17 protein-coding genes and 5 tRNA genes are annotated in these 25380 nt (G+C 69.4%); 9 read left to right on the forward strand and 13 right to left on the reverse strand.

All coding sequences use genetic code 11. The features are described from left to right. Positions 1-69 precede the first annotated feature (69 nt). Positions 70-1320, reverse strand: a complete 1251-nt coding sequence (locus J7357_RS07705) for an ATP-binding protein (protein ID WP_209245681.1) — start codon at positions 1318-1320, stop codon at positions 70-72. Next, entirely contained in the window at positions 1317-2006 is a 690-nt protein-coding gene (locus J7357_RS07710) for a response regulator (protein ID WP_209245682.1), read from the reverse strand. The genes J7357_RS07705 and J7357_RS07710 overlap by 4 nt, the downstream gene beginning before the upstream one ends. Before the next feature lie 108 nt (positions 2007-2114). Here J7357_RS07710 and J7357_RS07715 point away from each other — a divergent pair, with 108 nt between their 5' ends. Genes J7357_RS07715 through J7357_RS07735 form a run of 5 tightly spaced genes read left to right on the forward strand, consistent with a single transcriptional unit; the run spans position 2115 to position 10502 of the window. Next, positions 2115-3575, forward strand: coding sequence for an efflux transporter outer membrane subunit (locus J7357_RS07715; protein ID WP_244667363.1), 1461 nt, complete (start codon positions 2115-2117; stop codon positions 3573-3575). 28 nt (positions 3576-3603) lie between these two features. Then, positions 3604-4422 carry a MipA/OmpV family protein gene (locus J7357_RS07720; RefSeq protein ID WP_209245684.1) on the forward strand — a complete coding sequence of 273 codons (819 nt, stop codon included), beginning with the start codon at positions 3604-3606 and terminating at the stop codon, positions 4420-4422. 22 nt (positions 4423-4444) lie between these two features. After that, on the forward strand, positions 4445-5563 hold the full coding sequence (locus tag J7357_RS07725; protein ID WP_209245685.1) for an efflux RND transporter periplasmic adaptor subunit: 1119 nt from the start codon (positions 4445-4447) through the stop codon (positions 5561-5563). Continuing rightward, the gene (locus J7357_RS07730; protein WP_209245686.1) at positions 5560-8634 is read left to right on the forward strand and encodes an efflux RND transporter permease subunit; all 3075 of its coding nucleotides are present in this window, start codon (positions 5560-5562) and stop codon (positions 8632-8634) included. Before J7357_RS07725 ends, J7357_RS07730 begins: the two co-directional genes overlap by 4 nt. Beyond that, entirely contained in the window at positions 8631-10502 is a 1872-nt protein-coding gene (locus J7357_RS07735) for an alpha/beta hydrolase (protein ID WP_209245687.1), read from the forward strand. The genes J7357_RS07730 and J7357_RS07735 overlap by 4 nt, the downstream gene beginning before the upstream one ends. Before the next feature lie 452 nt (positions 10503-10954). Here J7357_RS07735 and J7357_RS07740 read toward each other — a convergent pair. The 4 genes from J7357_RS07740 to J7357_RS07755 all read right to left on the reverse strand — a co-directional run bounded on the left by J7357_RS07740 (position 10955) and on the right by J7357_RS07755 (position 11462). Next, a tRNA-Glu gene (locus tag J7357_RS07740) sits at positions 10955-11030 on the reverse strand. A 44-nt stretch (positions 11031-11074) separates the two neighbouring features. Further along, positions 11075-11150: transfer RNA gene (locus J7357_RS07745), tRNA-Ala, on the reverse strand. A 115-nt stretch (positions 11151-11265) separates the two neighbouring features. Further along, a tRNA-Glu gene (locus tag J7357_RS07750) sits at positions 11266-11341 on the reverse strand. Positions 11342-11386: 45 nt separating this feature from the next. Continuing rightward, positions 11387-11462 (reverse strand) — tRNA-Ala (locus J7357_RS07755). Between the two features lie 418 nt (positions 11463-11880). On the opposite strand from J7357_RS07755, the gene J7357_RS07760 reads away from it, so the two are divergent. The 3 genes from J7357_RS07760 (at position 11881) to J7357_RS07770 (ending at position 16467) form a co-directional block, all read left to right on the forward strand. After that, a tRNA-Leu gene (locus J7357_RS07760) sits at positions 11881-11967 on the forward strand. 156 nt (positions 11968-12123) lie between these two features. Beyond that, positions 12124-12504: a response regulator gene (locus J7357_RS07765; protein ID WP_209245688.1), complete on the forward strand. Its 381-nt coding sequence runs from the start codon at positions 12124-12126 to the stop codon at positions 12502-12504. A 159-nt stretch (positions 12505-12663) separates the two neighbouring features. Then, positions 12664-16467 (forward strand): PAS domain-containing protein, encoded by a 3804-nt coding sequence (locus J7357_RS07770; protein WP_244667364.1) that lies wholly within the window; start codon positions 12664-12666, stop codon positions 16465-16467. A gap of 83 nt (positions 16468-16550) precedes the next feature. Here the strand turns inward: J7357_RS07770 and J7357_RS07775 are convergent, their stop codons facing one another. The 3 genes from J7357_RS07775 to J7357_RS07785 all read right to left on the reverse strand — a co-directional run bounded on the left by J7357_RS07775 (position 16551) and on the right by J7357_RS07785 (position 20941). Next, entirely contained in the window at positions 16551-18920 is a 2370-nt protein-coding gene (locus J7357_RS07775; RefSeq protein WP_209245690.1) for a Tex family protein, read from the reverse strand. 95 nt (positions 18921-19015) lie between these two features. After that, complete coding sequence (locus J7357_RS07780; RefSeq protein ID WP_244667371.1) at positions 19016-20581, reverse strand: hybrid sensor histidine kinase/response regulator; 1566 nt, start codon at positions 20579-20581, stop codon at positions 19016-19018. 144 nt (positions 20582-20725) lie between these two features. Next, entirely contained in the window at positions 20726-20941 is a 216-nt protein-coding gene (locus J7357_RS07785; protein WP_017907884.1) for a hypothetical protein, read from the reverse strand. 177 nt (positions 20942-21118) lie between these two features. Between J7357_RS07785 and J7357_RS07790 the strand changes: the two genes are divergently transcribed. Continuing rightward, positions 21119-22330 (forward strand): FAD-dependent oxidoreductase, encoded by a 1212-nt coding sequence (locus tag J7357_RS07790; protein ID WP_209245692.1) that lies wholly within the window; start codon positions 21119-21121, stop codon positions 22328-22330. Positions 22331-22457: 127 nt separating this feature from the next. On the opposite strand, the gene J7357_RS07795 is transcribed toward J7357_RS07790, so the two are convergent. The 4 genes from J7357_RS07795 to phaE all read right to left on the reverse strand — a co-directional run bounded on the left by J7357_RS07795 (position 22458) and on the right by phaE (position 25372). Next, entirely contained in the window at positions 22458-22913 is a 456-nt protein-coding gene (locus J7357_RS07795; protein WP_209245742.1) for a hypothetical protein, read from the reverse strand. Then, on the reverse strand, positions 22910-23110 hold the full coding sequence (locus tag J7357_RS07800; protein WP_010342965.1) for a PspC domain-containing protein: 201 nt from the start codon (positions 23108-23110) through the stop codon (positions 22910-22912). Before J7357_RS07800 ends, J7357_RS07795 begins: the two co-directional genes overlap by 4 nt. 82 nt (positions 23111-23192) lie before the next feature. Beyond that, positions 23193-24269, reverse strand: a complete 1077-nt coding sequence (locus J7357_RS07805; RefSeq protein WP_209245693.1) for a class III poly(R)-hydroxyalkanoic acid synthase subunit PhaC — start codon at positions 24267-24269, stop codon at positions 23193-23195. Further along, complete coding sequence (phaE, locus tag J7357_RS07810; RefSeq protein WP_209245694.1) at positions 24266-25372, reverse strand: class III poly(R)-hydroxyalkanoic acid synthase subunit PhaE; 1107 nt, start codon at positions 25370-25372, stop codon at positions 24266-24268. Before phaE ends, J7357_RS07805 begins: the two co-directional genes overlap by 4 nt. Positions 25373-25380: the final 8 nt, after the last annotated feature.

Genomic DNA, 25380 nt, shown 5'->3' on the forward strand with positions numbered 1-25380 from the left:
GGCCTTGGCGCGTGTCGCATGGACGGCCGGATGCAGAACAGCATCTACGCTCCGCAGCCGTTGCGGATCTCAGGCGTGGCGCTTGCGCGGCGTCGCCGCCGACGCACTGGTCGCCGGCGTATCGGCATCGCCCGCAGGCGCATGCGGCAAGCGCACCCGCGCGCACAGGCCACCGCCCTCGCGGTTGGCGAATTCCAGCGCGCCGCCGTGCGCCTGGCAGATCGCAGCGGCGATCGACAGGCCCAGGCCGCTGCCGCCGGAATGGCGTGCACGCGAGTCGTCGGCACGCCAGAAGCGGTCGCCCATCCGCGCCAGCGCCTCCTCGTCGACGCCCGGACCGCGATCGGCGACGTGGATCAGCACACCCTCGGCATCGGCCTGCGCCTCCAGGGTCAGTTCGCCACCGGCCGCGGCATAGCGCAGCGCATTGTCGATCAGCACCGACAACACCTGGCCCAGGCGGTCGCGGTCGGCGCTGATGTGCAGGTGGTCGGGAATGCGGACCTGCACCTGCATGCTGGCCTCCTGCAGCGGCTGCGCGGCCCAGGTCAGGCGTTCGCGGACCAGCGCGCCCAACGCGAACCGTTGCGGTTCCAGCATCAGCTGGTTGGCACGGGCCATCGACAGCAGGTGCAGGTCACCGACCAGGCGATTGATCTGCTCCAGCTGGCGCTGGACCATGCGCAACTGCTCCTCGCTGCTCGGGAACACCTGGTCGAGCATACCCTGGACCCGTCCCATCGCCGCGTTGAGCGGCGTGCGCAACTCGTGCGCCAGCATCGCGCTGGACTCGCGCACCTCGCGTTCGTACTGCTGCAACTGCGCACTCATGCCATTGAAGTCGATCGCTAGCCCTGCCAACTCGTCCGGCGCACCGGGCACCACCCGCGCGCGCGCGGCGAAATCGCCATCGCTGATCCGCCGCGCCGCCGCGGCCACGTTGGAGAACTGCCGCGACAGCGGCCGCGAGGCGAGCAGGCCGCAGACCACGATGACCGGGATCGACGCCAGCACCATGCCCGCCAGCAGCCACCAGTCGCGGCTGGCCAGCCCGGGCAGGAAGTCGGCCACGTCGTAATAGGTCTCGAACAGCTCCCACAGGCGCCGCGCATTGCTGTGCGGATCCTCGCGCAGCTGCAGCATCTCCTGCCGCGCCTGCGGCGGCAGGCGGCTCAGGGTGGACACGTCCCAGATCGCGAAGCGCAGCACCATGCCCAGTGCGATCGCGATGATGGTCAGCACCGCCAGCGCGCTCATGCGCAGGCCCACCCACTGCCACAGCGGCGCGTGGCGCTTGCGGCGGAACCAGGACCAGTTCATCGGAAGCGGTAACCGATCGCGCGCACCGTCACCAGCAGCCCGGTGACCTGCTCGTGTTCCAGCTTCTTGCGCAGGTTGTGCACGTGCGCATCCACCACCCGCTCCAGCGCATCGCTGTCGGGCAGGCAGATCTCCAGCAGTTCGCTGCGGGTGAAGGCCTTGAACGGCGTCTTCATCAGCGTCGCCAGGATGTTGAATTCGGTCGGGGTCAGTTCCAGCGCCACCTCCTGCCCGTTGGCATCGCGCACGCTGGCACGCACCGCGGCGGTGTCCACGGTGAGGCGCTCGTGGCGCAGCGGCTCCTCGCTGGCGCGTGCTGGCCCGGCGCGGCGCAGCACCGCAAACACCCGCGCCACCACTTCCTTGGGGCTGTACGGCTTGACCACGTAATCGTCGGCGCCGTAACGCAGCGCGCCGAGCTTCTCTGGTTCGTCGCCCATCGCGGTGACCATGATCACCGGCGTGTCGCTGCTGCGGCGGATCGTGGACAGCACCTCGGTGCCACTGAGCCGCGGCAGCATCACGTCCAGCAGCACCAGGTCCGGCTTCCACTGCGCATGCACCGCCACCGCCTTCTGTCCATCCTCGGCGATGGTGACCTCGAAGCCGTCGCGGCGCAGGTAGGCCTCGAGGATGCTGGCGCTGTCGGCATCGTCTTCGACCAGCAGGATCTTCTTCGCGTGCATGCCCGGTGCCCGTGTTTGGCGTCTTGATGGAATCTTGAAGATTCCTAGAAGGCGGCTTGAACATGCCCGCCGATGCTGGCAGTCGAGTTCGATCACCCGACCGCCGTCATGATTCTACCGTCCCCGCTGCTCCGCCTGCGTCGCACCCACGCCCTGTTCGGGCTTCTCGCACTTGCCCTGGGTGGCTGCTCTCTGGCGCCGGTCTACCAGCGCCCGCAAACCGCACTGCCATCCACCCTGGGCGCGACCACCGCAACCGTGGCCGCGGCCCCTGGCCGAAGCGACAGTGCACTCACCGAGCAGGAGCAGCAATTCGTGCGCGCGTTCTCGCCGCAGCACGACCTGACCCCACTCGTCACCCTGGCGCTGGCCCACGACCCGGACTTCCGCAATGCCGTGCTGACCGTGCAACAGGCCCGCGCCCAGTACCGCATCGAACGCGCGCAGCAGTTGCCGCAGCTCGGCCTCGATGCCCAGGGCACGCGCCGCGACTACGGCGACGCGGCCACGCAGGCACGCTATGGCCAGAAGCTGAGTACCGTCGCAGTGGGCGTGGACGGCTTCGAACTGGACCTGTTCGGCAAGCTGGCCTCGCTGTCGGCGGCGGCGCAGCAGCGCTACCTGGCCTCCGAAGAAGGCCACCAGGCGGCGCGCGGCGCGCTGATCGCCGAAGTCCTGCGAGCCTACACACTGGAACGCGCCGCCCTGCAGAGCCAGCAGCAGGCGCAGACCATCGCCGAGCGCAGTGCCGCGCTGCTGGCGATCGCCGCGCGCCAGCAGGCGGTCGGACTGATCGCCCGCGATGCGCTGGACCGCCAGCGCCACGACGACGACCAGGCGCAGGCGCGCGCGCAACAGGCCGCCAGCGACCGCGCCGCCTCCCGCCGCGCCGTGCAATTGCTCGCCGGCTACGCCGCGCCCGATGGCGCCGGCACCCTGCAGGAGCTATTGCCCGGCGCCGAGCAGGACGACGGCCGCGCCTGGCGCGATCTCGACTCGCAGCTGCTGCTGCAACGCCCGGACGTCCGCCAGGCCGAAGCAGAGCTGCGCGCGCGCAATGCCGACATCGGCGCCGCGCGCGCCGCATTCTTCCCGTCGATCCGGCTGAGCACCTCGCTGGGCACCGCCAGCGAGGCATTGAACGGCCTGTTCATGCCCGGCAGCCGCACCTGGAGCTTCATGCCGCAACTGGTGCTGCCGCTGTTCGACGGCGGCCGCAACCGCGCCAACCTGGACATCGCACAGCTGCGCAAGGACGGCGCGGTGGCCGACTACGAGAAGACCGTGGAAGCGGCGTTCCGCGAGGTCGCCGATGCGCTGGATGCGTTGCCGGCGCTGCAGCAGCGCGAACGCGGCGAACGCACCAATCTCGAACGCGAACGCCAGCGCGTGGCGCGCCTGCAGCAGCGCGTCGCGCAAGGCCTGCAGGACCGCCCCGAGCTGCTGGCCGGCGACATCCAGGCCGCGCAGGCCGAACTGGCGCATGTGCAGGCGCGTCAGGACCTGCTGCTCGATCGCATCGCGCTGTTCCGCGCGTTCTACGGCGTGCCGCTGCCGCACGCGCCCTGAAAACTTCCCCCCGCACGAGGTTGCCCCGATGAAGCACGTTCTCTCCCTTCTGTCGCCGACACTGACCGCCGCCGTGCTGGCGCTGCCATCGGCGGCGCACGCCGCAGACCCCGACCCGGCATCCAACGCCGGCCTGCTCGGCGATCGCACCCAAGTGAGCGTGGGCGCCGGCGCCATGCTGACCCCGCGCTATCCCGGCTCCGCCGACGACCGCGTGCAGGCGGTGCCGGTGTTTTCGATACAGCGCGGCATCCTGTTCGCGGACACGCTGCGCGGTGCCGGCGTGCAGTTCCAGAACGCGCACGGCTTCTCCGCCAGCCAGTCGTTCGGCTACGACCTGGGCCGCCTGCAACGCAACAGCAGTTGGCGCCCAGGCTCCAAACGCCTGGCGGGCATGGGCGACGTACCCGGCGCGATCACCGCACGCAGCCTGGTCATGCAGCAACTCACTCCATACCTGGCACTGGACGCCGAAGCCGAGTTCGCACTGAAGGACGGCGCGCGCCGCAACCGCTACCGCGCCGGCGCGCGCTTCACCCTGCTGCAGGCCGCGGCCGACAACGTGACCCTGGACCTGGACGCGCACATCGGCGACCGCCGCTTCAACCAGGCGTACTTCGGCGTCACCGATGCGCAGAGCGCGACCAGCGGCTTGCAACCGCACCGCGCCGATGCGGGCGTGTACGCCTATTCGGTCGGCGCCGAATGGGATCACACCCTGTCGCCGCACTGGACCGCCTCGCTGCTGCTCGATGCCACCCGCTACGTCGGCCCCGCCGACGGCAGCCCGGTGGTGCGTCGCCGCGCCGCTGCCGGCGGCGGCGCCACCGTCACCTACACCTTCTGATCGCTTTCGGACATCGCCGACCATGACGCTGCGCCCCACCCTGCTTCTCTCGCTGTGCCTGCCGCTGGCCGCGCTGGTGCTGTCCGGCTGCGGCCGCGAGGCCGCACCGCCCCCCGACGCGCCACGCGCGGTCAAGCTGGAAACCGTCGGCAACGACGCCGCGCACGACAGCACGCGCTACCTGGCCCAGGCGCGCCAGCAACAACGCGCCGATCTCGGCTTCGAAGGCAGCGGCCGCATCGCCGCCATCGCCGTGGATGTCGGCGACCGCGTGCACGCCGGCCAGGTGCTCGCGCACCTGGACCCGGAACCGAACGGCCTGCGCCTGCAGCAGGCCGAGGCCGGCGTCGGCATCGCCGCGGCCGAGCTGCAGCAGCAACAGACCCAGCTCGCCCAGCAGCAGGCCATGTTCGACGACGGCGCCGCGTCTGCGGCCACCCTGACCGCAGCCAAGAGCGCCTTCGCCGCGGCACAGGCGCGGGTGCGCAGCGCGCAGTCGGACCTGGCGCTGGCGCGCCGCGCGGTGCGCCAGTCGGAACTGCGTGCGCCGTTCGACGGCAGCGTGGTGGCGCGGCTGCAGCAGCCCGACACCCTGGTGAGCGCCGGCCAGCCGGTGCTGCAGCTGGACGGTGCGGATCGCGCGCAGGTGCTGGCGACCTTGCCGGCCGATCGTGCGGCGGCGCTGCAACCCGGCCAGCGCGTCCTCGCCTACCGCAGCAACGCGCCGCAGCAGAGCTTGCCGTTGCGCCTGCGCAGCGTCTCCGATCGCGTGGACGGCGGTGCCACCGTACAGGCGCTGTTCGACAGCGACAGTGCCGATGCCGCGCAGCCGCGCAGCGGCGAATCGCTGCTGCTGGCCCTGCCCGACAGCGCCGCCGATCAGGCGCCGAGCGTACCGCTGAGCGCGCTGCTCCCGAGCATGGCCGATGGCCACACCATGGTGTTCGTGTACCGCCAGGACAGCGGCAGTGTGCGTCGTCGCCGGGTCGTCACCGGGCACAGCGACGGCGACCGTGTGCAGATCCTGCGCGGCCTGGCGCCGGGCGAGCGCGTCGTCGCCGCCGGTGCCGCCTTCCTCCACGACGGTCAGCACGTCGTGCCGTTCCGTCCTACCACCCGCCTCGGCACCGTCTCGCCATGAACCTGACCCGCGCCACCTTGCAATCCAGCCGCCTGGCGCTGTTCAGCGCCGCCCTGATCCTGATCGGCGGCATCGTCACCTTCCTCGGCTTCCCGTCGCAGGAGGAACCGAGCGTGACCGTGCGCGACGCGATCGTGCAGGTCGGTTTCCCCGGCATGCCCAGCGAGCGCGTGGAGAACCTGCTCGCGCGCCCGCTGGAGGAACGTCTGCGCGAAGTCAGCGGGCTGAAGAAGATCGTCACCACCATCCATCCCGGCAGCGCCATCGTGCAGGTCACCGCGCAGGACAGCGTCAAGGACCTGCCGGCGCTGTGGCAGCGCGTACGCAGCAAGGCCGCCGAAGCCGGTGCCGAACTCCCGGCGGGCACCCAGGGCCCGCTGGTGGACGACGACTTCGGCCGTGTCGCCATCGCCTCGATCGCCGTCACCGCGCCCGGCTTCAACACCGCCGAGATGCTCGGACCGCTGCGGCAGATGCGCGCACAGCTCTACGCCGTGCCGGGCGTCGAGCGGGTCACCTTCCACGGCCTGCAGGACGAGCGCGTCTACGTCGCCTTCGACCGCACCAGGCTGGGCGAAGCCGGCCTCACTCCTGCCGCCATCGCGCAGCAACTGCGCGCGCAGAACGTGGTCGCCGGCGGTGGCCTGGTCGCCGCGTCGGGCATGGCGATGACCGTGACCACCTCCGGCGAAGTGCGCGACCTGGACGCGCTGCGCAATACCCCCATCGCAACACAGGGCGCCGACGGCCCGCGGCAGATCCCGCTGGCGCAATTGGCGCGCATCGAACTGATGCCGGTGGATCCGCCGGAGGCCGGCGCGATCTACCAGGGCCAGCCGGCGGTGGTGGTGGCGGTGTCGATGGCGCCCGGCAACAACGTCGCCGAGGTCGGCAAGGCGCTGCGCCGCACCCTGGGCGAAACCGCCAAGGCGCTGCCGGTGGGCTTCGCGCAGCACGTGGTCACCTTCCAGGCCGACGTGGTCGAGCGCGAGATGGGCAAGATGCACCACGTCATGGGCGAGACCATCGTCATCGTGATGGCGGTGGTGATGCTGTTCCTGGGCTGGCGCACCGGCCTGATCGTCGGCGCGATCGTACCGTTGACCATCCTCGGCGCACTGATCGTGATGCGGGTGCTGGGCGTGGAACTGCAGACCGTGTCCATCGCCGCGATCATCCTGGCGCTGGGCCTGCTGGTGGACAACGGCATCGTCATTGCCGAGGACATCGAACGGCGCCTGGCCGCCGGCGAGGAACGCCGCGCCGCCTGCGAGGCCGCCGGCCGCAGCCTGGCGATCCCGCTGCTGACCTCCTCGCTGGTGATCGTGCTGGCCTTCTCGCCGTTCTTCTTCGGCCAGACCAGCACCAACGAGTACATGCGCTCGCTGGCGATCGTGCTGGCGGTCACCCTGCTCGGCTCCTGGCTGCTCAGCATCACCATCACCCCGTTGCTGTGCATGTACTTCGCCCGCGCGCATGCCGCGCCGGCCGACGGCCATGGCGACAGCTACACCTCCAAGCCGTACCGCCTGTACCGGCGCGCGATCGAGGCGCTGCTGGCGCACAAGGCGCTGTTCCTGGGCAGCATGCTCGCCTTGCTCGCCCTGGCGGTAACCGTGCTGGTCTCGGTGCCGTACAGCTTCCTGCCCAAGTCCGACCGTTTGCAGTTCCAGATGCCGGTGACCCTGCAACCGGGCAGCGATGCGCGCGAGACCCTGCACACCGTGCAGTCGATCAGCCAGTGGCTGGCCGACCGCCGGCAGAACCCGCAGATCGTCGACAGCATCGGCTACGTCGCCGATGGAGGCCCGCGCATCGTGCTCGGGCTGAACCCGCCGTTGCCGGCGGCCAATATCGCCTACTTCACCGTCAGCGTGCAGCCGGGCAGCGACATCGACGCGCTGATCGCCAAGGTGCGCACGCACCTGCGCCAGGCCTATCCGGCGGTGCGCGCCGAGCCCAAGCGCTTTTCGCTGGGCTCGACCGAATCCGGCGTGGCGATCTACCGCGTGATCGGCCCGGACGAGGCACAACTGCGCCGCCTCGCCGCCGGCATCGCCGACGCCTTGCGCGCCCTGCCCGGCACGCTGGACGTCAGCGACGACTGGGACAGCCGCATTCCGCGCTACGTGGTACAGGTGGACCAGGCCAAGGCGCGGCGCGCCGGCATCGCCAGCGAGGACATCGCCCAGGCGCTGCAACTGCGCTACGGCGGCGTGGACGCCTCGGTGATCCACGACGACGGCAGCAGCGTGCCGATCGTGCTGCGCGGCGACAGCGGCCCGGGTGCGCGCGGCGGCAATCCCGGCGACACGCCGATCTATCCGTCCTCCGGCGCCGCACCGCTACCGCTGTCGGCGCTCGCCGACATCCAGCTGGGTTCGGAGCCCTCGACGATCCAGCGCCGCAACCTCAGCCGCGCCATCACCATCACCGGCCGCAATCCGGACCTGACCACCGACCAGGTGGTGGCCGCGCTGGCCGACAAGGTCGCGGCACTGCGCCTGCCGCCCGGCTATCGTATCGAGATGGGCGGCGAGCTGGAGGACGCCGCCGAAGCCAACCAGGCGCTGCTGCAGTACATGCCGCATGCGCTGGGCGCGATCCTGCTGCTGTTCGTGTGGCAGTTCAATTCGTTCCGCAAACTGTTCATCGTGGTCGCCAGCATCCCGTTCGTGCTGATCGGCGCCACCCTCGCCCTGCTGGTCACCGGCTATCCGTTCGGCTTCATGGCCACCTTCGGCCTGCTCGCGCTGGCCGGCATCATCGTCAACAACGCGGTGCTGCTGCTCGAACGGATCGAGGCCGAACTGGCCGATGGCCTGAGCCGGCACGAGGCGGTGATCGCCGCGGCGGTCAAGCGCCTGCGCCCGATCGTGATGACCAAGCTGACCTGCATCGTCGGCCTGATCCCGCTGATGCTGTTCGCCGGTCCGCTGTGGACCGGCATGGCCATCACCATGATCGGCGGCCTGGCCCTGGGCACGCTGGTGACGCTGGGGGTGATCCCGGTGCTGTACGACCTGCTGTTCGCACGCCGCGCCGGCAGGCCGGCGAAGGTCGCGGCGTGAGGCGGCAGCGCTGGCACCGCGCGATCCTGGCCTGCGCCGTGCTGTGCATGGCGCTGTGCGCCGGCGGCTGCGCCAGCGTCACCCTGCAGCGGGTGGATGCGGCGCGCTACATCCAGGCCAAGCGCGGCGACGCGCTGAGCGCCGCGCGCCCCAGCGATGCCGCGCTGCAGACGCTCAACGTCGCGGGCCTGGACGCGGCAAGCTGCACGGCGAAGGCGCCGCCGTGCATCGACCGGTTGCTCGGCAACGCCGAAATGGACCAGGAGCGTACCCTGGCGACGGCGGCGGAAATGTCGCTCCTGGCCGCGCAACGCGCCGCCAGGCAACTTCCGGACAGCGATGCCACGCTGGCCGCCTGGCTGCAGACCGCGCGTTACGCCTACGCCTATCTGTTCTTCAGCGCACGCACGCCCAGCGAACGCGCCTTCGAGGAACGCCAGACCCAGGTGCGCGACTACTACAACTACGCCGTGCAGCAGGCAGTGACCGCGCTGTTCGCGCGCTACCGGCGGCATCCCCCCGCCACGCACGACGCCGGCGCGCAGATCGCCGCCCTGCCCGACTGGACGGTGACACTGGATGCCAGCGGCGTGGGCAGCCCGCAGGACATGCCGATGCCCGAGGCGATGCTGGCGGCCGGCGACCTGCGCTTCGACGGGCTGCGCAGCGTGTATCGGCGCGATGGCTTCGGCGCGGAAATGGTCGCGGTCCTGCCGCAGCCGGCGGCGGACGCCATGGCCGATGCCGACGCTGCTCCCGCCTACAGCGACATGCCCACGCCCAATCTCACGGTGCTGCTGCGCTTCGACGGCCGCACCCTCACGGACGTCTTGTCCGGCCACGGCGCGCACGTGGAGGTCCACGACCCCTCGCTCGGCGAGCGGGTGGCGATGGGCGGTATCGACGTGCCGCTGGCCGCCAACTTCAGCGCCGGCTACGGCGTGTGGATGGCGCGCGCCGGCTTCGCCGCGCAGTCGCTGCTCACCCTGCTCGGCCTCGGGCACGGCATCGACCGGCCGCACGTGTTCCTGACCCAGCCCTACGACCCGCACCGGCGCGTGCTGGTGCTGCTGCACGGGCTGGCCAGCAGCCCGGAGGCCTGGGTCAACCTGGCCAACGACCTGCTCGGCGATCCGCAGGTCCGCGCGCGCTACCAGATCTGGCTGGTGTACTACCCGACCAACCTGCCGATTCCCTACACCCATCTGCAGGTTCGCACGGCGCTGCAGCAGACGCTGGACCGGCTCGATCCACAACGCCGCAGCGTGTCCGCGCATGACATGGTACTGATCGGGCACAGCATGGGCGGCGTGCTGGCACGACTGATGGTGTCCTCCAGCGAAGGCGACCGCCTGTGGCGCACCCTGTTCGACGATGCAACCCTGGATCCACAGGCGCGCCAGGCGCTGCAGGCCAGGCTCGGACCGATGCTGCATTTCGCGCCGATGCCGGAAGTGTCCGAGGCGATCTTCCTGGCCACCCCGCACCGCGGCACCCCGGAGGCCGCCGGCACGCTCGGCGAGCTGGCACGCGCCGTGATCGGCCTGCCCCGGCGCGTGCTGGATCAATTCAAGGACATCGCCGGCAAGGACATGCTCGGCGCCCTGCCCAACAGCATCGACAGCCTCAGCGACCACGATCCCTTCATCCTCGCCGCGGCGCAGTTGCCGATCTCGCCGCAGGTGACCTATCACTCCATCATCGGGCAGGAGGATCCGCGCGTGCCGCTGGCGCAATCCAGCGACGGCATCGTGCCGTACTGGAGCGCCCACCTGCCCGGCGCCGCCTCGGAAACCGTCATCGTCTCCGGACACAGCGTGCAACGTACGCCGCAGGCGATCCTGCAGATCCGCCGGCTGCTGCATTGAGTGGGCACAGCGATAGCCCTCTCTCAAGGAGAAGGACAAGAGCCCTTCTCCCTCCGGGAGAGGGGTTGGGGTGAGGGTACGGGCGCAGCCACGTGCGGTCGAAATGCCATGGCGCACGTCTGCACGGTCAAATGCCATGAGCGGCCGGACCCTCATCCGCCCCTTCGGGGCACCTTCTCCCGCAGGGAGAAGGAAGAAGCAAAAGCCCCTCTCCCTCCGGGAGAGGGGTTGGGGTAAGGGTACGGCCAGCCACGCACAGCTCACGCATCGCGCACGAACTGTCATGTCTGCCGAAGCCGCCATCTCCCGGCAAACAGAACAAGCCGCTCCGCCCGAAGCAAAAGCAATCGATCCACCCGCGTCCAGCGCCCTGCCCACAGCACTGCAGGACACCGCACACGACCGCCGCACGCATAAAAAAACACCCGGCAATGCCGGGTGTTTTCGAAAAGTGGCGTCCCCACGGGGATTCGAACCCCGGTCGCCACCGTGAAAGGGTGATGTCCTAGGCCTCTAGACGATGGGGACGCTGTTAACGATGTTGCTTTGCGGACGGCCTATGTCCGAAAAGTTGGTGGAGCCAGCCGGGATCGAACCGGCGACCTCTTGCATGCCATGCAAGCGCTCTCCCAGCTGAGCTATGGCCCCACGTGTACTGGCAGAAGCGGAATCTTACCCGACTTTCTTCCGATGTACAAACCCCGCACTCATTGCGTTCGGCAGAGCCGAACCCGGATGCGCGCGAGGAATTCCTGCTGAAAAATGGCGTCCCCACGGGGATTCGAACCCCGGTCGCCACCGTGAAAGGGTGATGTCCTAGGCCTCTAGACGATGGGGACGCTGTTAACGATGTCGCTTTTGCGGACGGCCTATGTCCGAAAAGTTGGTGGAGCCAGCCGGGATCGAACCGGCGACCTCTTGCATGCCATGCAAGCGCTCTCCCAGCTGAGCTATGGCCCCACGTGCTGCGAGGAGCGGAATATTAACGATCGTGATCGGCACACGCAAGCGTTTTTTTGCGGAACGTTCGCGACGTCGCAATGGCGCTCGCCGCGATCCGCAAAATCCACTGCGTCCCTGCGTTCTGCGGCGTACGCACTTCGCACCGAGCGCTGGATGCAACCCGCGGGCAGCGCCAAAGCGCCTGGCAGAGGCTCCGGCCACCGATCGCCTGCAATTGCCGATATCCGCACAACGCCATATACGTGCGAAGCATGCACGCAGGTGCCGAACGCGGCGCCGACCCATCAATACATCTATATAGAGAAACGCTCGGCAGCCACCACGGCCGCTCATCGCCCCGCCTGCCCTGCCCAAGGACGGCGAGCACAAATGCGCTGGCGGCCGAGCCGAAGTGTCGGCTATACTCCGCGGCCGCGCCGAAGTGGCGGAATCGGTAGACGCAGCGGACTCAAAATCCGCCGCCCTTAAAAGCGTGTGGGTTCGAGTCCCACCTTCGGCACCAGGACTGACGGCAGCTTCGGCTGCCGTTTGTTTTTGCACGACCACCACATGTGAAGGCAGGCACAGGTAAACGCTTCATCTTCCTGTGTCGGTTGTCTAGGCGGCGGCTGTGACGGTCCCGCTATACTTTCTGTTCCCAAACCTTAACGAGCAAGCGATGTCGGCATTGCGGGGCCTGCGTATCCTGGTGGTCGAGAACGACGAGATGAACGCCACGCTGCTGGAGTTGCAGCTTGCCCAGGCCGGTGCCGAGGTGGTCGGCGTCGCCGCATCCGTGCAGCAGGCGCTTGCGCTGATCGACAGCGAACGCCCGGACCGGGCCGTGCTCGACTTCCGCCTCACCGCCGGCGAAACCAGCGAACCGGTGGCGCGGGCATTGACCGACCGCGGCACGCCCTTCGTGCTCGCCACCGGCGTCGCCGCCGACACCCTGCCCCCCGGCTTCGCCGCCGGCGTGGTGCTGACCAAACCCTATCTGTCCGAGCAGCTGATCAAGGCGCTGCAGGACGCTCACGCCAAGACGACCGCACGCCCCTGAGAATCCTCGATCGTAAGCCCGCCGCCTGGCGGGGACGATTCGAGGGATTCAGCCATCAACGCCAAGGACTGTTCGCCGCCTCCTGTCCGGTTTCCCGCCGGCAGCGCCACGGGCGCCTTGCTGCGCGCCATCGATTGGCGTGAGCACGAACTGGGTCCGATGGAGCACTGGCCGCGGAGCCTGCTCACCGCGCTGTCGATCTGCCTGAACTCGCGATTCCCGATGGCGGTGCGCTGGGGCGAGCGCCAGTTCAACCTGTACAACGACGCCTACGTGCCGATCCTCGGATTGCGGCACCCGCAAGGGTTTGCGCGGCCGATGGAAGAGGTGTGGCCGGACGTGTGGCCCGAGGTCCGGGCGCAGGCCGACCAGGTGATGGCCAGCGGCGAATCGACCTGGAACGAACACATCCCGCTGACCATGCTGCGCAACGGCTACAGCGAGCAGGTGTACTTCACCTTCTCCTACAGCCCGCTGTTCGACGACGACGGCGACATCGCCGGCGTGCTGTGCGTGTGCACCGAGGACACCGCGCGGATCACCCTGGCGCGCGAGCGCGATGCGCTGCTGAAGGCACTGGAAGCGCAACGCGCGCAGATGGCCGATGCCTTCGAGCAATCGCCGGCGGCGCTGGCGATCCTGCGTGGCCCGGACTACGTGATCGAAACCGTCAACCAGCGCTACCAGCAACTGGTCGGGCCGCGCGAGGTGGTCGGCCGGCCGCTCATCGAGGCCATTCCCGAAATCCAGGAACAAGGCATCATCCGCCTGCTCGACAATGTCCGCACCAGCGGCGTGCCGTTCATCGACGAGTCGATGACCTTCCAGCTGTGCCGCAGTCCGCACGAAGCGACCTCGGACACCACGCTGGAATGCGTGTACCAGCCGATGCACGACGCCGAGGGCAAGGTCAGCGGGATCCTGGTGCATGGCATCGACCGCACCGAGCAGGCGCGCGCACAGGCGCACGACAGCTTCCTGCTGATGCTCGAGGACACCCTGCAGAACCTGCACAGCGCCGAAGCGATCTGCGAGACCGGCGCCGCCCTGCTCGGCCAGCACCTGGGCGCCAACCGCTGCGCCTACGCGATCGTCGAGGCCGACGAGGACGCGTTCGACGTGCGTGCGGACTACGTCGACGGCGCCACCCACCTGACCGGGCGCTCGCGCTTCAGCGACTTCGGCGGCGATCTGTTGGAGTGCATGCGCGAGAACCGGCCGTGGGTGGTGCACGACACCGAGACCCACCAGCCGCCGATGCGCGTGGACGATCCCAACTACCTACGCCTGGGCCTGCGCGCGGTGCTCACCGCGCCGCTGCACAAAGCCGGTCGCCTGGTCGCTGCGATCGGCGTGCACCAGGCCCAGCCGCGGGTCTGGACTTCGGCCGAGATCGAGCTGGTGCGGTTGGTGGCGGCACGCTGCTGGGAATCGATGGAACGCGCCGGCGCGCAGAGAGAACTGGCCAACAGCGCCGCGCGCTTGCGCGAACTGGCCGACGCGATGCCGCAGATCGTGTTCACCGCCATGCCGGACGGCCACGTCGACTACTTCAATCGGCGCTGGTACGAGTACACCGGGTTGCCGGTTGGCGAAGCCGGATACGACAGCTGGCGCCATGTGCACACCGAGGAAGGCCTGGCGCGGGTGATGGAGGTGTGGCCGGAGGCGCTGCGCAGCGGCAGGCCGTACGAGATCGAATATCCGCTGCGCCGCCACGACGGCGAGTACCGCTGGCACCTCGGCCGCGCCCTGCCGATCTGCGACGACAGCGGCCGCATCGTGCGCTGGATCGGCACCAATACCGACATCCACGACCGCCGCTTGACGGAACAGCGCCTGCAGGAAAGCGAACTGCGTTTCCGCCAGTTGTGCGACAACGCGCCGGTCATGATCTGGATGTCCAATGCCGACGGCGACTGCGAGTACATCAGCCGCCAGTGGTATCTGTTCACCGGGCAGAGCGAGCAGGAAGCGCTGGGCAGCGGTTGGCAGGAACAGGTCCATGCCGACGACCTGGCCGCGGTTGGCCGCACCCTGGCGCGCGCCTGCGCCGACCGCCGCGCCTACACGCTGGAATACCGCCTGCGCCGCCACGATGGCGAGTATCGCTGGTGCCTGGCGAGCGCCACGCCGCGCTTCAGTTCGTCCGGCCAGTTCCTCGGTTTCATCGGCTCCCTGCTGGACATCGCCGAGCGCAAGCGCATCGAGAACGCCACCGCGGCCGAGCGCGCCGCGCTGGAGATGATCACCACCGGCAAGCCGCTGAACGCGGTGCTGGAGGCGATCGCGCGCGGCATCGAGTCGCAGAGCGATGTCGGCCTGCGCTGCACCATCATGCTGGTCGACGAGCACCGCCAGTGCCTGCTGGAAGGCGCCGCGCCGAGCATGCCGCAGAGCTTCCGCAAGGCCGTGCAGCGCCTGCCGATCGATCCCAACACCGGCTGCTGCGGACGCGCCGCCTACCTGCGCCGGCAGGTGTTGTGCAGCGACGTGCGCGTCAACCCGCATTGGCAGGACTATCTCGCCACCGCCCTGGAGGCGGACATCGTCGCCTGCTGCTCCACCCCCATCCTGGCCAGTGACGGCGAGGTCCTGGGTGTGGTCGCGATGTACTACCCATTCGTGCACTACCCCAACCCGCACGAACAGGACCTGGCGCGCTCGGCCTCGCACCTGGCCGGCATCATCATCGAGCGCCGCGGCACCGATCTGCGCCTGCAGCAGCTGCTCGCCGCCGAGCAGAGCGCGCGCGGCGACGCCGAACGCGCCAGCCGCATGAAGGACGAATTCCTGGCCACGCTCAGCCACGAACTGCGCACGCCGCTCAACGCGATCCTGGGCTGGTCGCGGCTGATGCAGGACGCCTCGGTACGCGAGAAGGATCTGGGCAAGGGGCTGGAGGTGATCGAACGCAGCGCCCACGCGCAGGCGCAGATCATCGACGACCTGCTGGACATGAGCGCCATCCTGTCCGGCAAGGTGCGCCTGGATACGGACGAGCTGGATCTGCGCACGCTGCTCGGCGACACCATCGACGCGGCCCGCCCCGGCGCGCAGAACAAGGGCATCGACATCGTGCTGGTCGCCGACGACACGACCGCCCTGCCCTATCTGGGCGATCCGGTGCGGCTGCAGCAGGTGCTGACCAATCTGATCGGCAACGCGATCAAGTTCACCCCGAGCGCCGGCAAGGTCACGGTGACCCTGGACAGCACCAGCACCCATGTGCGCATCGCCGTCAGCGATACCGGCATCGGCATCGACCCGGTGTTCCTGCCGCACGTATTCGACCGTTTCCGTCAGGCCGATGCGAGCAGCACGCGCAGTGCCGGCGGCCTCGGCCTGGGTCTGGCCATCGCCAAGCAGCTGGCCGAACTGCACCAGGGCCAACTTTCTGTCAGCAGCGACGGCGTCGGTCTCGGCGCCACGTTCACCCTGCTGCTGCCGCGCAACGATCTGCAGCCCCTGGACCCGATCCACCGCGACAATGACGCGGCGCTGTCCAGCGCCGTGCGGCGGCGTGGCGGCATCCGCCTGGACGGCGTGCGCGTGCTGGTGGTGGACGACGACATGGATTCGCGCGGCGTCACCCAGCGCTTCCTGCAGGAAGCCGGTGCCGTGGTCGAGGCCGCGGTCTGCGCCGACGATGCCGAAGCGCTGCTGCGCGAGCGCCCTTATGCGCTGCTGGTCAGCGACGTCGGCATGCCGCGCCGCGATGGCCACAGCCTGATCCGCAGCGTTCGCGCCCGCGGCGCCGGTGCGGCCAGCCGCATCCCGGCCATCGCCCTCACCGCCTACGTGCGCAGCGAAGACCGCGCGCTGGCCCTGGAGGCCGGCTTCGATGCGCACCTGGGCAAGCCGGTGGATCCGGTCAAGCTGCTCGGGCTGGCCGCGTCGCTGGTGGAGCCGGCAGCTGTCGCGCTGACCGCCGACCCGAGCCCGAGCGCCGAATCGGCCTGATCCGGCGCGCCACGCGGCCGCACCGTGCGGCCGTCATCGGATCGACCGGCGCAGGCGCGCCGGCTCTCCTTTTTCCTTGAACCTCAGCCGCGCTTGGCGCGGGCGAATGCATCGGCCAGCGCGCTGTTGACCGGCGCAGCCGCGGCGGCCGGACGCGGCTTGGCGTTGCCGCCGCCCGGGGTGCCGCGCCCGTCGCGCTCGCGCCGTGGCGGGCCGCCGGCACCTCGCGCGGCGCCGCTGTCGCGGTCGGCGGGACGCGCCGGCGCCGGCGTATCGTCCAGGCGCCGGGTCAGCGCGATGCGCTTGCGCGCCACGTCCACTTCCAGCACCTTGACCTTGACGATGTCGCCGGCCTTGACCACGTCGCGCGGATCCTTGACGTAGCTGTCCGAGAGCGCGGAGATGTGGACCAGGCCGTCCTGGTGCACGCCGATGTCGACGAACGCACCGAAGGCGGCGACGTTGCTGACCACGCCCTCCAGCACCATGCCCGGCTTGAGGTCCTTGATGTCCTCCACGCCGTCGGCGAAACGCGCCGCCTTGAACTCCGGGCGCGGGTCGCGGCCCGGCTTCTCCAGTTCCTTGAGGATGTCGCGCACCGTCGGCAGGCCGAACTTCTCGTCGGTGAACTGGTCCGGCTTGAGCCCGCGCAGGAAACCGCCATCGCCGATCAGCGCCTTGATCGGCTTGCCGGTGGTGCCGACGATGCGCTCCACCACCGGGTAGGCTTCCGGGTGCACCGCCGAGGCGTCCAGCGGCTCCTCGCCGTCGGCGATGCGCAGGAAGCCGGCGCACTGCTCGAAGGTCTTCTCGCCCAACCGCGGTACCTTGAGCAGATCCTTGCGGCGCTTGAACGGGCCGTTGTCGTCGCGATGGCGCACGATGTTCTCGGCCACGCTCGACGACAGCCCGGACACGCGCGACAGCAGCGCCGCCGAGGCGGTGTTGACGTACACGCCGACCGCGTTCACGCAGTCCTCCACCCGCGCGTCCAGCGCCCGCGCCAGGCGGTACTGGTCGACGTCGTGCTGGTACTGGCCCACGCCGATCGCCTTGGGCTCGATCTTGACCAGTTCCGCCAGCGGGTCCTGCAGGCGCCGCGCGATCGACACCGCGCCGCGCAGCGACACGTCGAGCTGCGGAAATTCCTTGGCGGCGAATTCGGAGGCCGAATACACCGAGGCGCCGGCCTCGCTGACCACGATCTTCTCCAGCTTCAACTGCGGATTCTGCTTGATCAGGTCCGCGGCCAGCTTGTCGGTCTCGCGGCTTGCGGTGCCGTTGCCGATCGCGATCAGTTCCACGCCGTGCTGCGTGCACAGCTGCCGCAGCGTGTGCAGCGACTGATCCCACTGCCGGCGCGGCTCGTGCGGATAGATGGTATCGGTGGCCAGCAGCTTGCCGGTGGCGTCGACCACCGCGACCTTGCAGCCGGTACGGATGCCCGGGTCCAGGCCCAGGGTCACGCGCGGACCCGCGGGTGCCGCCAGCATCAGGTCCTGCAGGTTGTCGCCGAACACCGCGATCGCCTCGGCCTCGGCCTTTTCGCGCGCCTGGTTGAACAGGTCCAGCAGCAGGTGCATGTGCAGCTTGGCGCGCCAGGTCAGGCGGCACGCATCCAGCAACCAGCGGTCGCCGGGGCGGCCCTGGTTGGCGATGCCGGCGCGCAGCGCCACGCGGCCCTCGGCGTACTGGTGGCCGGCCTCGGCCTCGCTGCCGGGATCCAGTTCCAGGTACACGATCTCCTCGCGGCGCGCGCGGAACAGCGCCAGCAACCGGTGCGAGGGAATCTTGGCCAGCGCCTCGGCGTGATCGAAGTAGTCGCGGTACTTGGCGCCTTCTTGCTCCTTGCCCTCGGCCACACGGGCGCGGATCACCCCGACTTCGCCCAGCCAGCTGCGCAGCTCGCCGACCAGCGCGGCATCCTCGCCCCAGCGCTCCATCAGGATCGCGCGCGCGCCTTCCAGCGCGGCCTTGACGTCGGCCACGCCCTTGTCGGCATCGACGAAGCCGGCGGCGAAGGTCTCCGGCACCAGCGCCGGATCGGCCAGCAGGCCGTCGGCCAGCGGCTCCAGCCCGGCCTCGCGGGCGATCTGCGCGCGGGTACGGCGCTTGGGCTTGTAGGGCAGGTACAGGTCTTCCAGACGCGACTTGGTGTCGGCGGCGACGATCTCCGCGCGCAACGCGTCGCTGAGCTTGCCCTGTTCGGCGATGCTGGCCAGCACCGCGGCGCGGCGCTCCTCCAGCTCGCGCAGGTAGGTCAGGCGGACTTCGAGATTGCGCAACTGGGTGTCGTCGAGACCGCCGGTGACTTCCTTGCGGTAGCGCGCGATGAACGGGACGCTGGCGCCCTCGTCGAGCAGGGCGATGGCGGCACGCGCCTGCGCCGGCTGCGCGCCGATCTCGGCGGCGATGGTGTTGGCGATCTGCTGGGCGAGCTGAGTGTCGTGCATTGCGTCCGGCCGAAGCCGCCTTGCGGAAAACCCGCATTTTCGCAGTGCGCGCGCCGTCGGGGAACCCGTTGACAGGCGCGCGCCGACCTGTCGCGTCAGCTCACCCCGTTAGGGCCGTCCAGCACCATGCGCACCTTGCGGGTGAGCTCCTGGCGGTTGTAGGGCTTGGCCAGCACGTCGAACTCGTTGCCCCCGGCATCGGTGCGTTCGATCGAGGACTCGGCGTAGCCGGTGGTCAGCAGCACCTTGATCTTGGGCCGGCGCCGCCGCGCCTCGCGCGCCAGCATCACCCCGTTGAGGCCGCCCGGCATGATCAGGTCCGAATACAGCAGGTCCACGTGCACGCCGGTGTCTAGCAGTTCCAGCGCCTCGCGGGCGTTGTAGACCACGTGCGTGGCATAGCCCTGGTCCTCCAGGAACAACCGCGCCAATTCGGCGATGTCGGGCCGGTCCTCGACGATCAGGATGGTCTCGTCGCCCTGGCGGTCGAACGGACGGCGCGTGCGCGAATCGCGCGGCGCCATGTTCTCGACGTTGTCGTCGATCGGGAAGTACAGGCGCACGGTGGTGCCGTGGCCCTCCTCCGAATACAGCCGCACCGCGCCGCCGGACTGCTTGGCGAAGCCGTAGACCATGGACAGGCCCAGGCCGGTGCCCTTGCCCTCTTCCTTGGTGGTGAAGAAAGGGTCCAGCACCCGCGCCAGCACCTCCGGCGGCATACCGCTGCCGTTGTCGGTGATCGACACGCACACGTAGTGGCCGGGCAGCAGGTTGTCGTAGGTGGTGGGTTCGTCGGCGCGCACCGAGACGTTGCGGGTCTGGATCACCAGGCGCGGCGCGGCCTGGTCGGCCATGGCGTCGCGCGCGTTGATCAGGATGTTCAGCAGTGCGACCTCGGCCTGGGTCGGGTCGATCCGGCAATTACGCAGGTCCGGCGACAGTTCCAGCGAGAACGCGATGCCGTCGCCGAGCGTGCGCTCGGCCACGTCGCTCATGCCGGCGACCAGGGCATTGAGGTTGAGGACGCGCCCTTCCAGCTTCTGCTTGCGCGCGAACGCCAGCAACTGCTGGGTCAGGCGCGCCGCCTGGCCAGCGGCGTCACGCGCGCGGTCCACGCTCTTGCGCAGCAGCGATGGATTCAGCGGATCGCTCTCGACCGCATGCTCGATCAATTCCAAATACCCGGACATGACCTGCAGCAGGTTGTTGAAGTCGTGGGCGATGCCGCCGGTGAGCTGGCCGAGCGCTTCCATCTTCTGCGCCTGGCGCAGGGCGTCCTCGGCGTCGCGACGGCGGCTGACGTCCAACTGCGAACCGAAGAAGTACACCAGTTCGCCGCGGTCGTCGTAGACCGGGGAGATGTACAGCGCGTTCCAGAAGCTGGACCCGTCCTTGCGGTAGTTGAGGATTTCCACCGCCACCTCGTCGTGCATGGCGATCGCCTCACGGACGTTGCGTACGGTCTCGCGGTCGGTGTCCGGCCCCTGCAGGAAGCGGCAGTTGTTGCCGATCAGTTCCTCGTGGCTGTAGCCGGTCATCTCCAGAAACGCGCGGTTGACGAAGATGATCGGATTGTCCGGCTGCCGCGGGTCGGTGACGATCATCGGCATGCGCGTGGTCTGCACCGCAGCGAAGAAGATATCGCTGCGCTGGTTGGACATGTCGGTGGGGGCGTTCGAGTCGACGGTCGTGGGCGGCGCCGAGGTGTTGCTGGTTTCTGGTGCGGGCATGGTCGATGGCAGGTCGATGCGAACCGTCGCTGGCCCGTCTAGGCGGGCGACCACACCGGGGTTCGCACGCCGGCGTCAACGCGAATAATACCTATGCAAGCGTTCTACCACGATATCGTCCTGCAGCGATTCCAGCGCCATGATCCGCACCTGCCGGTCGCTCAGCGCCAGCACGCGCTCGACATAGATCTCCGGGCCTGCCTCGGTTTCCTTCATGGACTTGCGGAAACCGTAGGGCACCACGCCCTTCTCTCCGTCCTTGCTGCCACCGATGTACAGAACGACCGACATGACGCTTCCTCTACAGGGAATTCGTGGAACTGGCGCGCACCATACACAGCGCCATGTGAGGGACTTCTGCACCGAGGTTAATCGTGGCTGTTTGCCCCGACATGACGCCCGCGCCGCCTCACGCGGACTTAACCGGGCCTGCGTGTAAGTCGCACATCCTTTCTGCGCAGGGGCACCATGGATCTCAAGAGCGGTTATCCCTTCTGGTCGGTCCGCAACGGCCTGATGCAGAGTTTTCCGCAGCTGCGCGACGACGTGCGCTGCGATGTGGCCGTCGTCGGCGGCGGCATCACCGGCGCCCTGATCGCCGAGGAACTGAGCACGCACGGGCACGCGGTGACGATCCTGGAACAGCGCGACATCGGCTGGGGCAGCACCGCGGCCAGCACCGCCCTGCTGCAGTACGAGATCGACACCCACCTGATCGACCTGGCCAAACGCTATGGCGAACCTGCCGCCGCGCTGGCCTACGGCGCCTGCGCACAGGCCTTGGAGCAATTGCGCGACCTGGTGCGGCCGCTGCGCGATGTCGACTTCGGTTGGAACGATAGCCTGTACTACGCCAGCAAGCGCCGCCACGTACGGGTGCTGCAGGAAGAGCTGGAGATGCGCGCGCGGCACGGCCTGGAGGTGGAATGGCTGGATGCGCAGGCACTGGACGCGGACTACGGCATCCAGGCGCATGGCGCGATCCTCAGCCACCAGGCGGCGCGGGTGGATCCGTACCGCCTCACCTACCGCCTGCTCGGCCGTGCCTTCCGGCGCGGGGTGGGCGTCTACGATCGCACCCGCATCGCACGGATCGCGGTCAACAGCCGCGGCGTGATCCTGCACACCGACCAGGGCGTGCAGGTCCGCGCCGGCCACGTGGTGATGGCTGCCGGCTACGCCAACCAGCAGTGGCTGGACCAGCGCGTGGCGCGTAACCGCAGCAGCTATGCCTTCGTCAGCGACCCGCTGGAACCCTCCGTCCTCGGCCCGCTGCGCGACACCATGATCTGGGAAAGCGCGCGGCCGTATCTGTACCTGCGCAGCACCGGCAATGGCCGCATCGTCGCCGGCGGCGAGGACGACAGCGTCGACGTGCCGGCACGCCGCGACGCGCGCGTGGACAGCAAGGCGCGCACGCTCTCGCGCAAGATCGCCAAGGTGATGCCCGGGCTGGAACTGCAGCCGACCTTCGCCTGGGCCGGCACCTTCGCCGAGACCGAGGACGGGCTGCCGTTCTTCGGCCCGCATCCGCAGCACGGCCCGCGCGTGCAGTTCGCCATGGCCTACGGCGGCAACGGCATCACCTACAGCATGATCGGCGCCAGCCTGCTGCGCGCGCAGATCGAGCGGCACGCGCATCCGCTCAAGCGCCTGTTCGGTTTTTCACGGCTGGATTGACGGCAGCCTCTCGCAAGGACGTGGGGCACTCGTAGGAGCGGCTTCAGCCGCGACCAGGCCGCCCGTCGCGGCTGGAGCCGCTCCTACGTGGCACCTGATGCATCGCGAAGTGGCAAACGCTATGCACTCAGCCAGTGCCTGGCCACCAGCCGCGGCCGTGCATTGCGTAGCGATCGGCGGCACGCTCCAGCGGGTTGCGCACGCTGACCCCGCCGCAGGCCAGGTACACCGGCAGGAACAGCGGACCCAGCAGCATGTACTGCAGCACGTGCGCGCGTTCGTGATCGCCGAGCCGCACCGCCGGATGCCGGCAGCGACCGGCGGCGTGTTCGTAGGTGGCGCAGGCCACGTCCAGATCGTCGGCGCTGAGCAGGATCACGTTGCCCAGGGTCATCGCCCCACGCGGCCGCAACGGCACGCGTTCGAACACCAGCGCCAGCTCGCGGCGGCTGAAACGCAGGCGCGCACCGAATGCCAGCGCGATGGTCCCGGCGAGCACTCCGAGCGCCGTGTTGGGCGAGGTCCACAGAACGCCGAAGACGATGCCGGCACGGCGAAACGCCAGCGGCAGCGGCCGCCTCAGTCGGCTTCGTTGGGAATCAGCAGCCACAGGATCAGGTAGACCAGGATGCCGGGGAACGCGGCCGAGACGATCGAGCCGACCACGTACAGCACCCGCAACAAGGTTGCATTCCAGCCGAAGCGGTGGGCGATGCCGCCCATCACGCCCGCGATCATGCGGTCGTTCAACGAGCGCGACAGCGAACGGGCTTGCGACATGGCACGGTCTCCAGCGAAAACGGCGGAACGACTCTATGCCCGCAGGCGCAGTCGCGGCGTGAGGGCGCGCCGCAGCGGGCGCTCAGTGCCCGCCATCGCGCTCGGCCAGCCAGCGGTGCAGCGCCGCCGGGACCTCGCGCTGGGCGCGGCCGGAAACATAGATGCCGATATGGCCGCCGCGGAAACTCAGCTCGGCGTAGTCGCGGCTGCCGACCACGCCGCGCAGCGCCCGCGACGCGTCCGGCGGCACAAGGTGGTCCTGCTCGGCATAGACGTTGAGCACCGGCATGGTGACCCGGCCCAGGTCCACGGTGTGGGCACCGATGCGCGCACGGCCATGCATCAGCGCGTTGTCCTGGTAGAACTGCTTGACGAACTCGCGGAAGGTCTCGCCGGCCAGATCCGGCGAATCGAAGATCCATTTCTCCATGCGCAGGAAGTCCTCCAGCGCCCGCGGATCGTCGAGGATGTCGAGCAGGCCCACATACTTCTGCAGGTTCAGCCGGAACGGCTTGAGCATCAGGTAGCTGACGTTCATCAGGTCCGCCGGCACGTTGCCGAGGGTGTCCACGAACAGGTCGACATCGACCTGGCGCGCCCAGTTGGACAGCATGTTGTCCGGGGTGTGGAAATCCACCGGCGTGACCATGGTGACCAGGTTGCGCACCTTCTCCGGCTGCAACGCGGCATAGCAAAGCGAGAACGTGCCGCCCTGGCAGATGCCGAGCATGTTGACCGGCGCGCCGTCGCCGGCCGCGCGCAGGTGGTCCACCGCGCCGTCGATATAGCGCAGCAGGTAGTCCTCCAGCGTCAGGTAGCGCTCGGAGCGATCCGGGTAGCCCCAGTCGAGCACGTAGACGTCCTCGCCCAGCGCCAGCAGGCCCTGTACCAGCGAACGGTCGGCCTGCAGGTCGACCATGTACGGACGGTTGACCAGGGCATAGACGATCAGCAGCGGCACCTTGGCGGTGGGCGGGCGTTCGCCGACGAAGCGATACAGCACCACCTTGCCGTCGCGCCACACCTCCTGCCGCGCGGTGGCACCGTAGTCCACCGTGTCCAGGCCGGGCAGCACGCGCAGTCCCTCGAGCAGCTTGCGCTGCAGCTCCAGGGTTTCCTGGACCAGATCGTCGCTGCTGAAGCTCAGCGGTCCCTTCATGCGCGGCTCCTGCGGGCAGCGGCGGATGTGGTCCCGGCACGGCGCGGCTTGGCGGCAGGCACCGCCTTCGCGGCCCGTGCGGACTTGGATTTGGATGTGGGCGCGGCCGTGGCCGCTTTCCTTGCGGCGGCGGGCTTGGCCGCCGTCTTCCTGACGCGTTTCTGCGGTGCGGCCGGGGCAGCAGCAGGCGCAGGCGCGCCCTGCCCTTCGCTGCGCTCCAGCCGCCGCAGCCGTCGCTCCAGGTCGGCGATACGCCGATGCGCGGCGTCCAGTTCGGTGCGCGTGGGCAGGCCCACCTGCTCGCAGACCTGCTCGGTCTCGCGCTGCAGCAGGGCGCGCAGACGCATCTGCGCATTGGCGACGTCGGCGTAGACCTGGCGGAACTCCGGCGACAGCGCGGCCGCCGCATAGGCCTCCTCGGCCGCGTCGATCCACAGATCGAACATCGCCCGCGCGTTGGTCAGTTGCCGGCCAGGCTCCTCGTGCGCGCGCAGCTTCTCCTCGAACAGGCCGAAGGCACGGTCGATGGCGCCCTGCAGCAGCCCCAGATAGGCCTGCAGCTGCGCCTGGTAGTCCTGCTGCGCCTTGGCCAACGCGCGCCAGCGCGCCTGGTGGTTGCGCGCCGGGCCGAACCCGGGCATCTGCAGCCACGGCCCGCTGTCGCGCTGCAGGCCCTGCAGCCACTGCGCCGCCTGCTGCAACCAGGGGTCGATCCCGGCCTGGCCGGTGCCGCGCACGGCGCCCAGCAGCCACTGCAGCAATTGTTCGCGCTGGCCCTGCACCTGGCGCTTCCACGCGTCGGCGACGTCGGCACTGCTGGCGTCGCGGCCGGCGAACTGCGCCGCCACCTGCTGCATCGCGCCGAGCCAGTCGCCAGCCTGCTGCTGGAACTGCGCCACCGCGTCCTCGGCCTGCGGTGCGCTACCGCGCGGCAACCACTGGCTCCAGGCCGCGATCGCCTCGCGCCAGGCGCCGGCGCCGTCGCCTGGCCCGGCGGACGCGGGGCCCGACGCACCCTGGCGCAACGCGGCGCTCCAGGCCTCCCAGTACTGCCGCGTCATCGCCTCGAAATCGCCGGCGTCACCGCCGCCGCTAGCCTTCATCGCCACTC

It is taken from the genome of Xanthomonas sp. D-109 (assembly GCF_017746095.1).
GTDB lineage: Bacteria > Pseudomonadota > Gammaproteobacteria > Xanthomonadales > Xanthomonadaceae > Xanthomonas_A > Xanthomonas_A sacchari.

Excerpts from the sequence above, each read along its gene's own strand:
- J7357_RS07705 (WP_209245681.1), bottom strand. The coding sequence starts at position 1,320 with ATGAACTGGTCCTGGTTCCGCCGCAAGCGCCACGCGCCGCTGTGGCAG.
- J7357_RS07710 (WP_209245682.1), bottom strand. The coding sequence starts at position 2,006 with ATGCACGCGAAGAAGATCCTGCTGGTCGAAGACGATGCCGACAGCGCC.
- J7357_RS07715 (WP_244667363.1), top strand. The coding sequence starts at position 2,115 with ATGATTCTACCGTCCCCGCTGCTCCGCCTGCGTCGCACCCACGCCCTG.
- J7357_RS07720 (WP_209245684.1), top strand. The coding sequence starts at position 3,604 with ATGAAGCACGTTCTCTCCCTTCTGTCGCCGACACTGACCGCCGCCGTG.
- J7357_RS07725 (WP_209245685.1), top strand. The coding sequence starts at position 4,445 with ATGACGCTGCGCCCCACCCTGCTTCTCTCGCTGTGCCTGCCGCTGGCC.
- J7357_RS07730 (WP_209245686.1), top strand. The coding sequence starts at position 5,560 with ATGAACCTGACCCGCGCCACCTTGCAATCCAGCCGCCTGGCGCTGTTC.
- J7357_RS07765 (WP_209245688.1), top strand. The coding sequence starts at position 12,124 with ATGTCGGCATTGCGGGGCCTGCGTATCCTGGTGGTCGAGAACGACGAG.
- J7357_RS07770 (WP_244667364.1), top strand. The coding sequence starts at position 12,664 with ATGGAGCACTGGCCGCGGAGCCTGCTCACCGCGCTGTCGATCTGCCTG.
- J7357_RS07775 (WP_209245690.1), bottom strand. The coding sequence starts at position 18,920 with ATGCACGACACTCAGCTCGCCCAGCAGATCGCCAACACCATCGCCGCC.
- J7357_RS07780 (WP_244667371.1), bottom strand. The coding sequence starts at position 20,581 with ATGTCCAACCAGCGCAGCGATATCTTCTTCGCTGCGGTGCAGACCACG.
- J7357_RS07785 (WP_017907884.1), bottom strand. The coding sequence starts at position 20,941 with ATGTCGGTCGTTCTGTACATCGGTGGCAGCAAGGACGGAGAGAAGGGC.
- J7357_RS07790 (WP_209245692.1), top strand. The coding sequence starts at position 21,119 with ATGGATCTCAAGAGCGGTTATCCCTTCTGGTCGGTCCGCAACGGCCTG.
- J7357_RS07800 (WP_010342965.1), bottom strand. The coding sequence starts at position 23,110 with ATGTCGCAAGCCCGTTCGCTGTCGCGCTCGTTGAACGACCGCATGATC.
- J7357_RS07805 (WP_209245693.1), bottom strand. The coding sequence starts at position 24,269 with ATGAAGGGACCGCTGAGCTTCAGCAGCGACGATCTGGTCCAGGAAACC.
- phaE (WP_209245694.1), bottom strand. The coding sequence starts at position 25,372 with ATGAAGGCTAGCGGCGGCGGTGACGCCGGCGATTTCGAGGCGATGACG.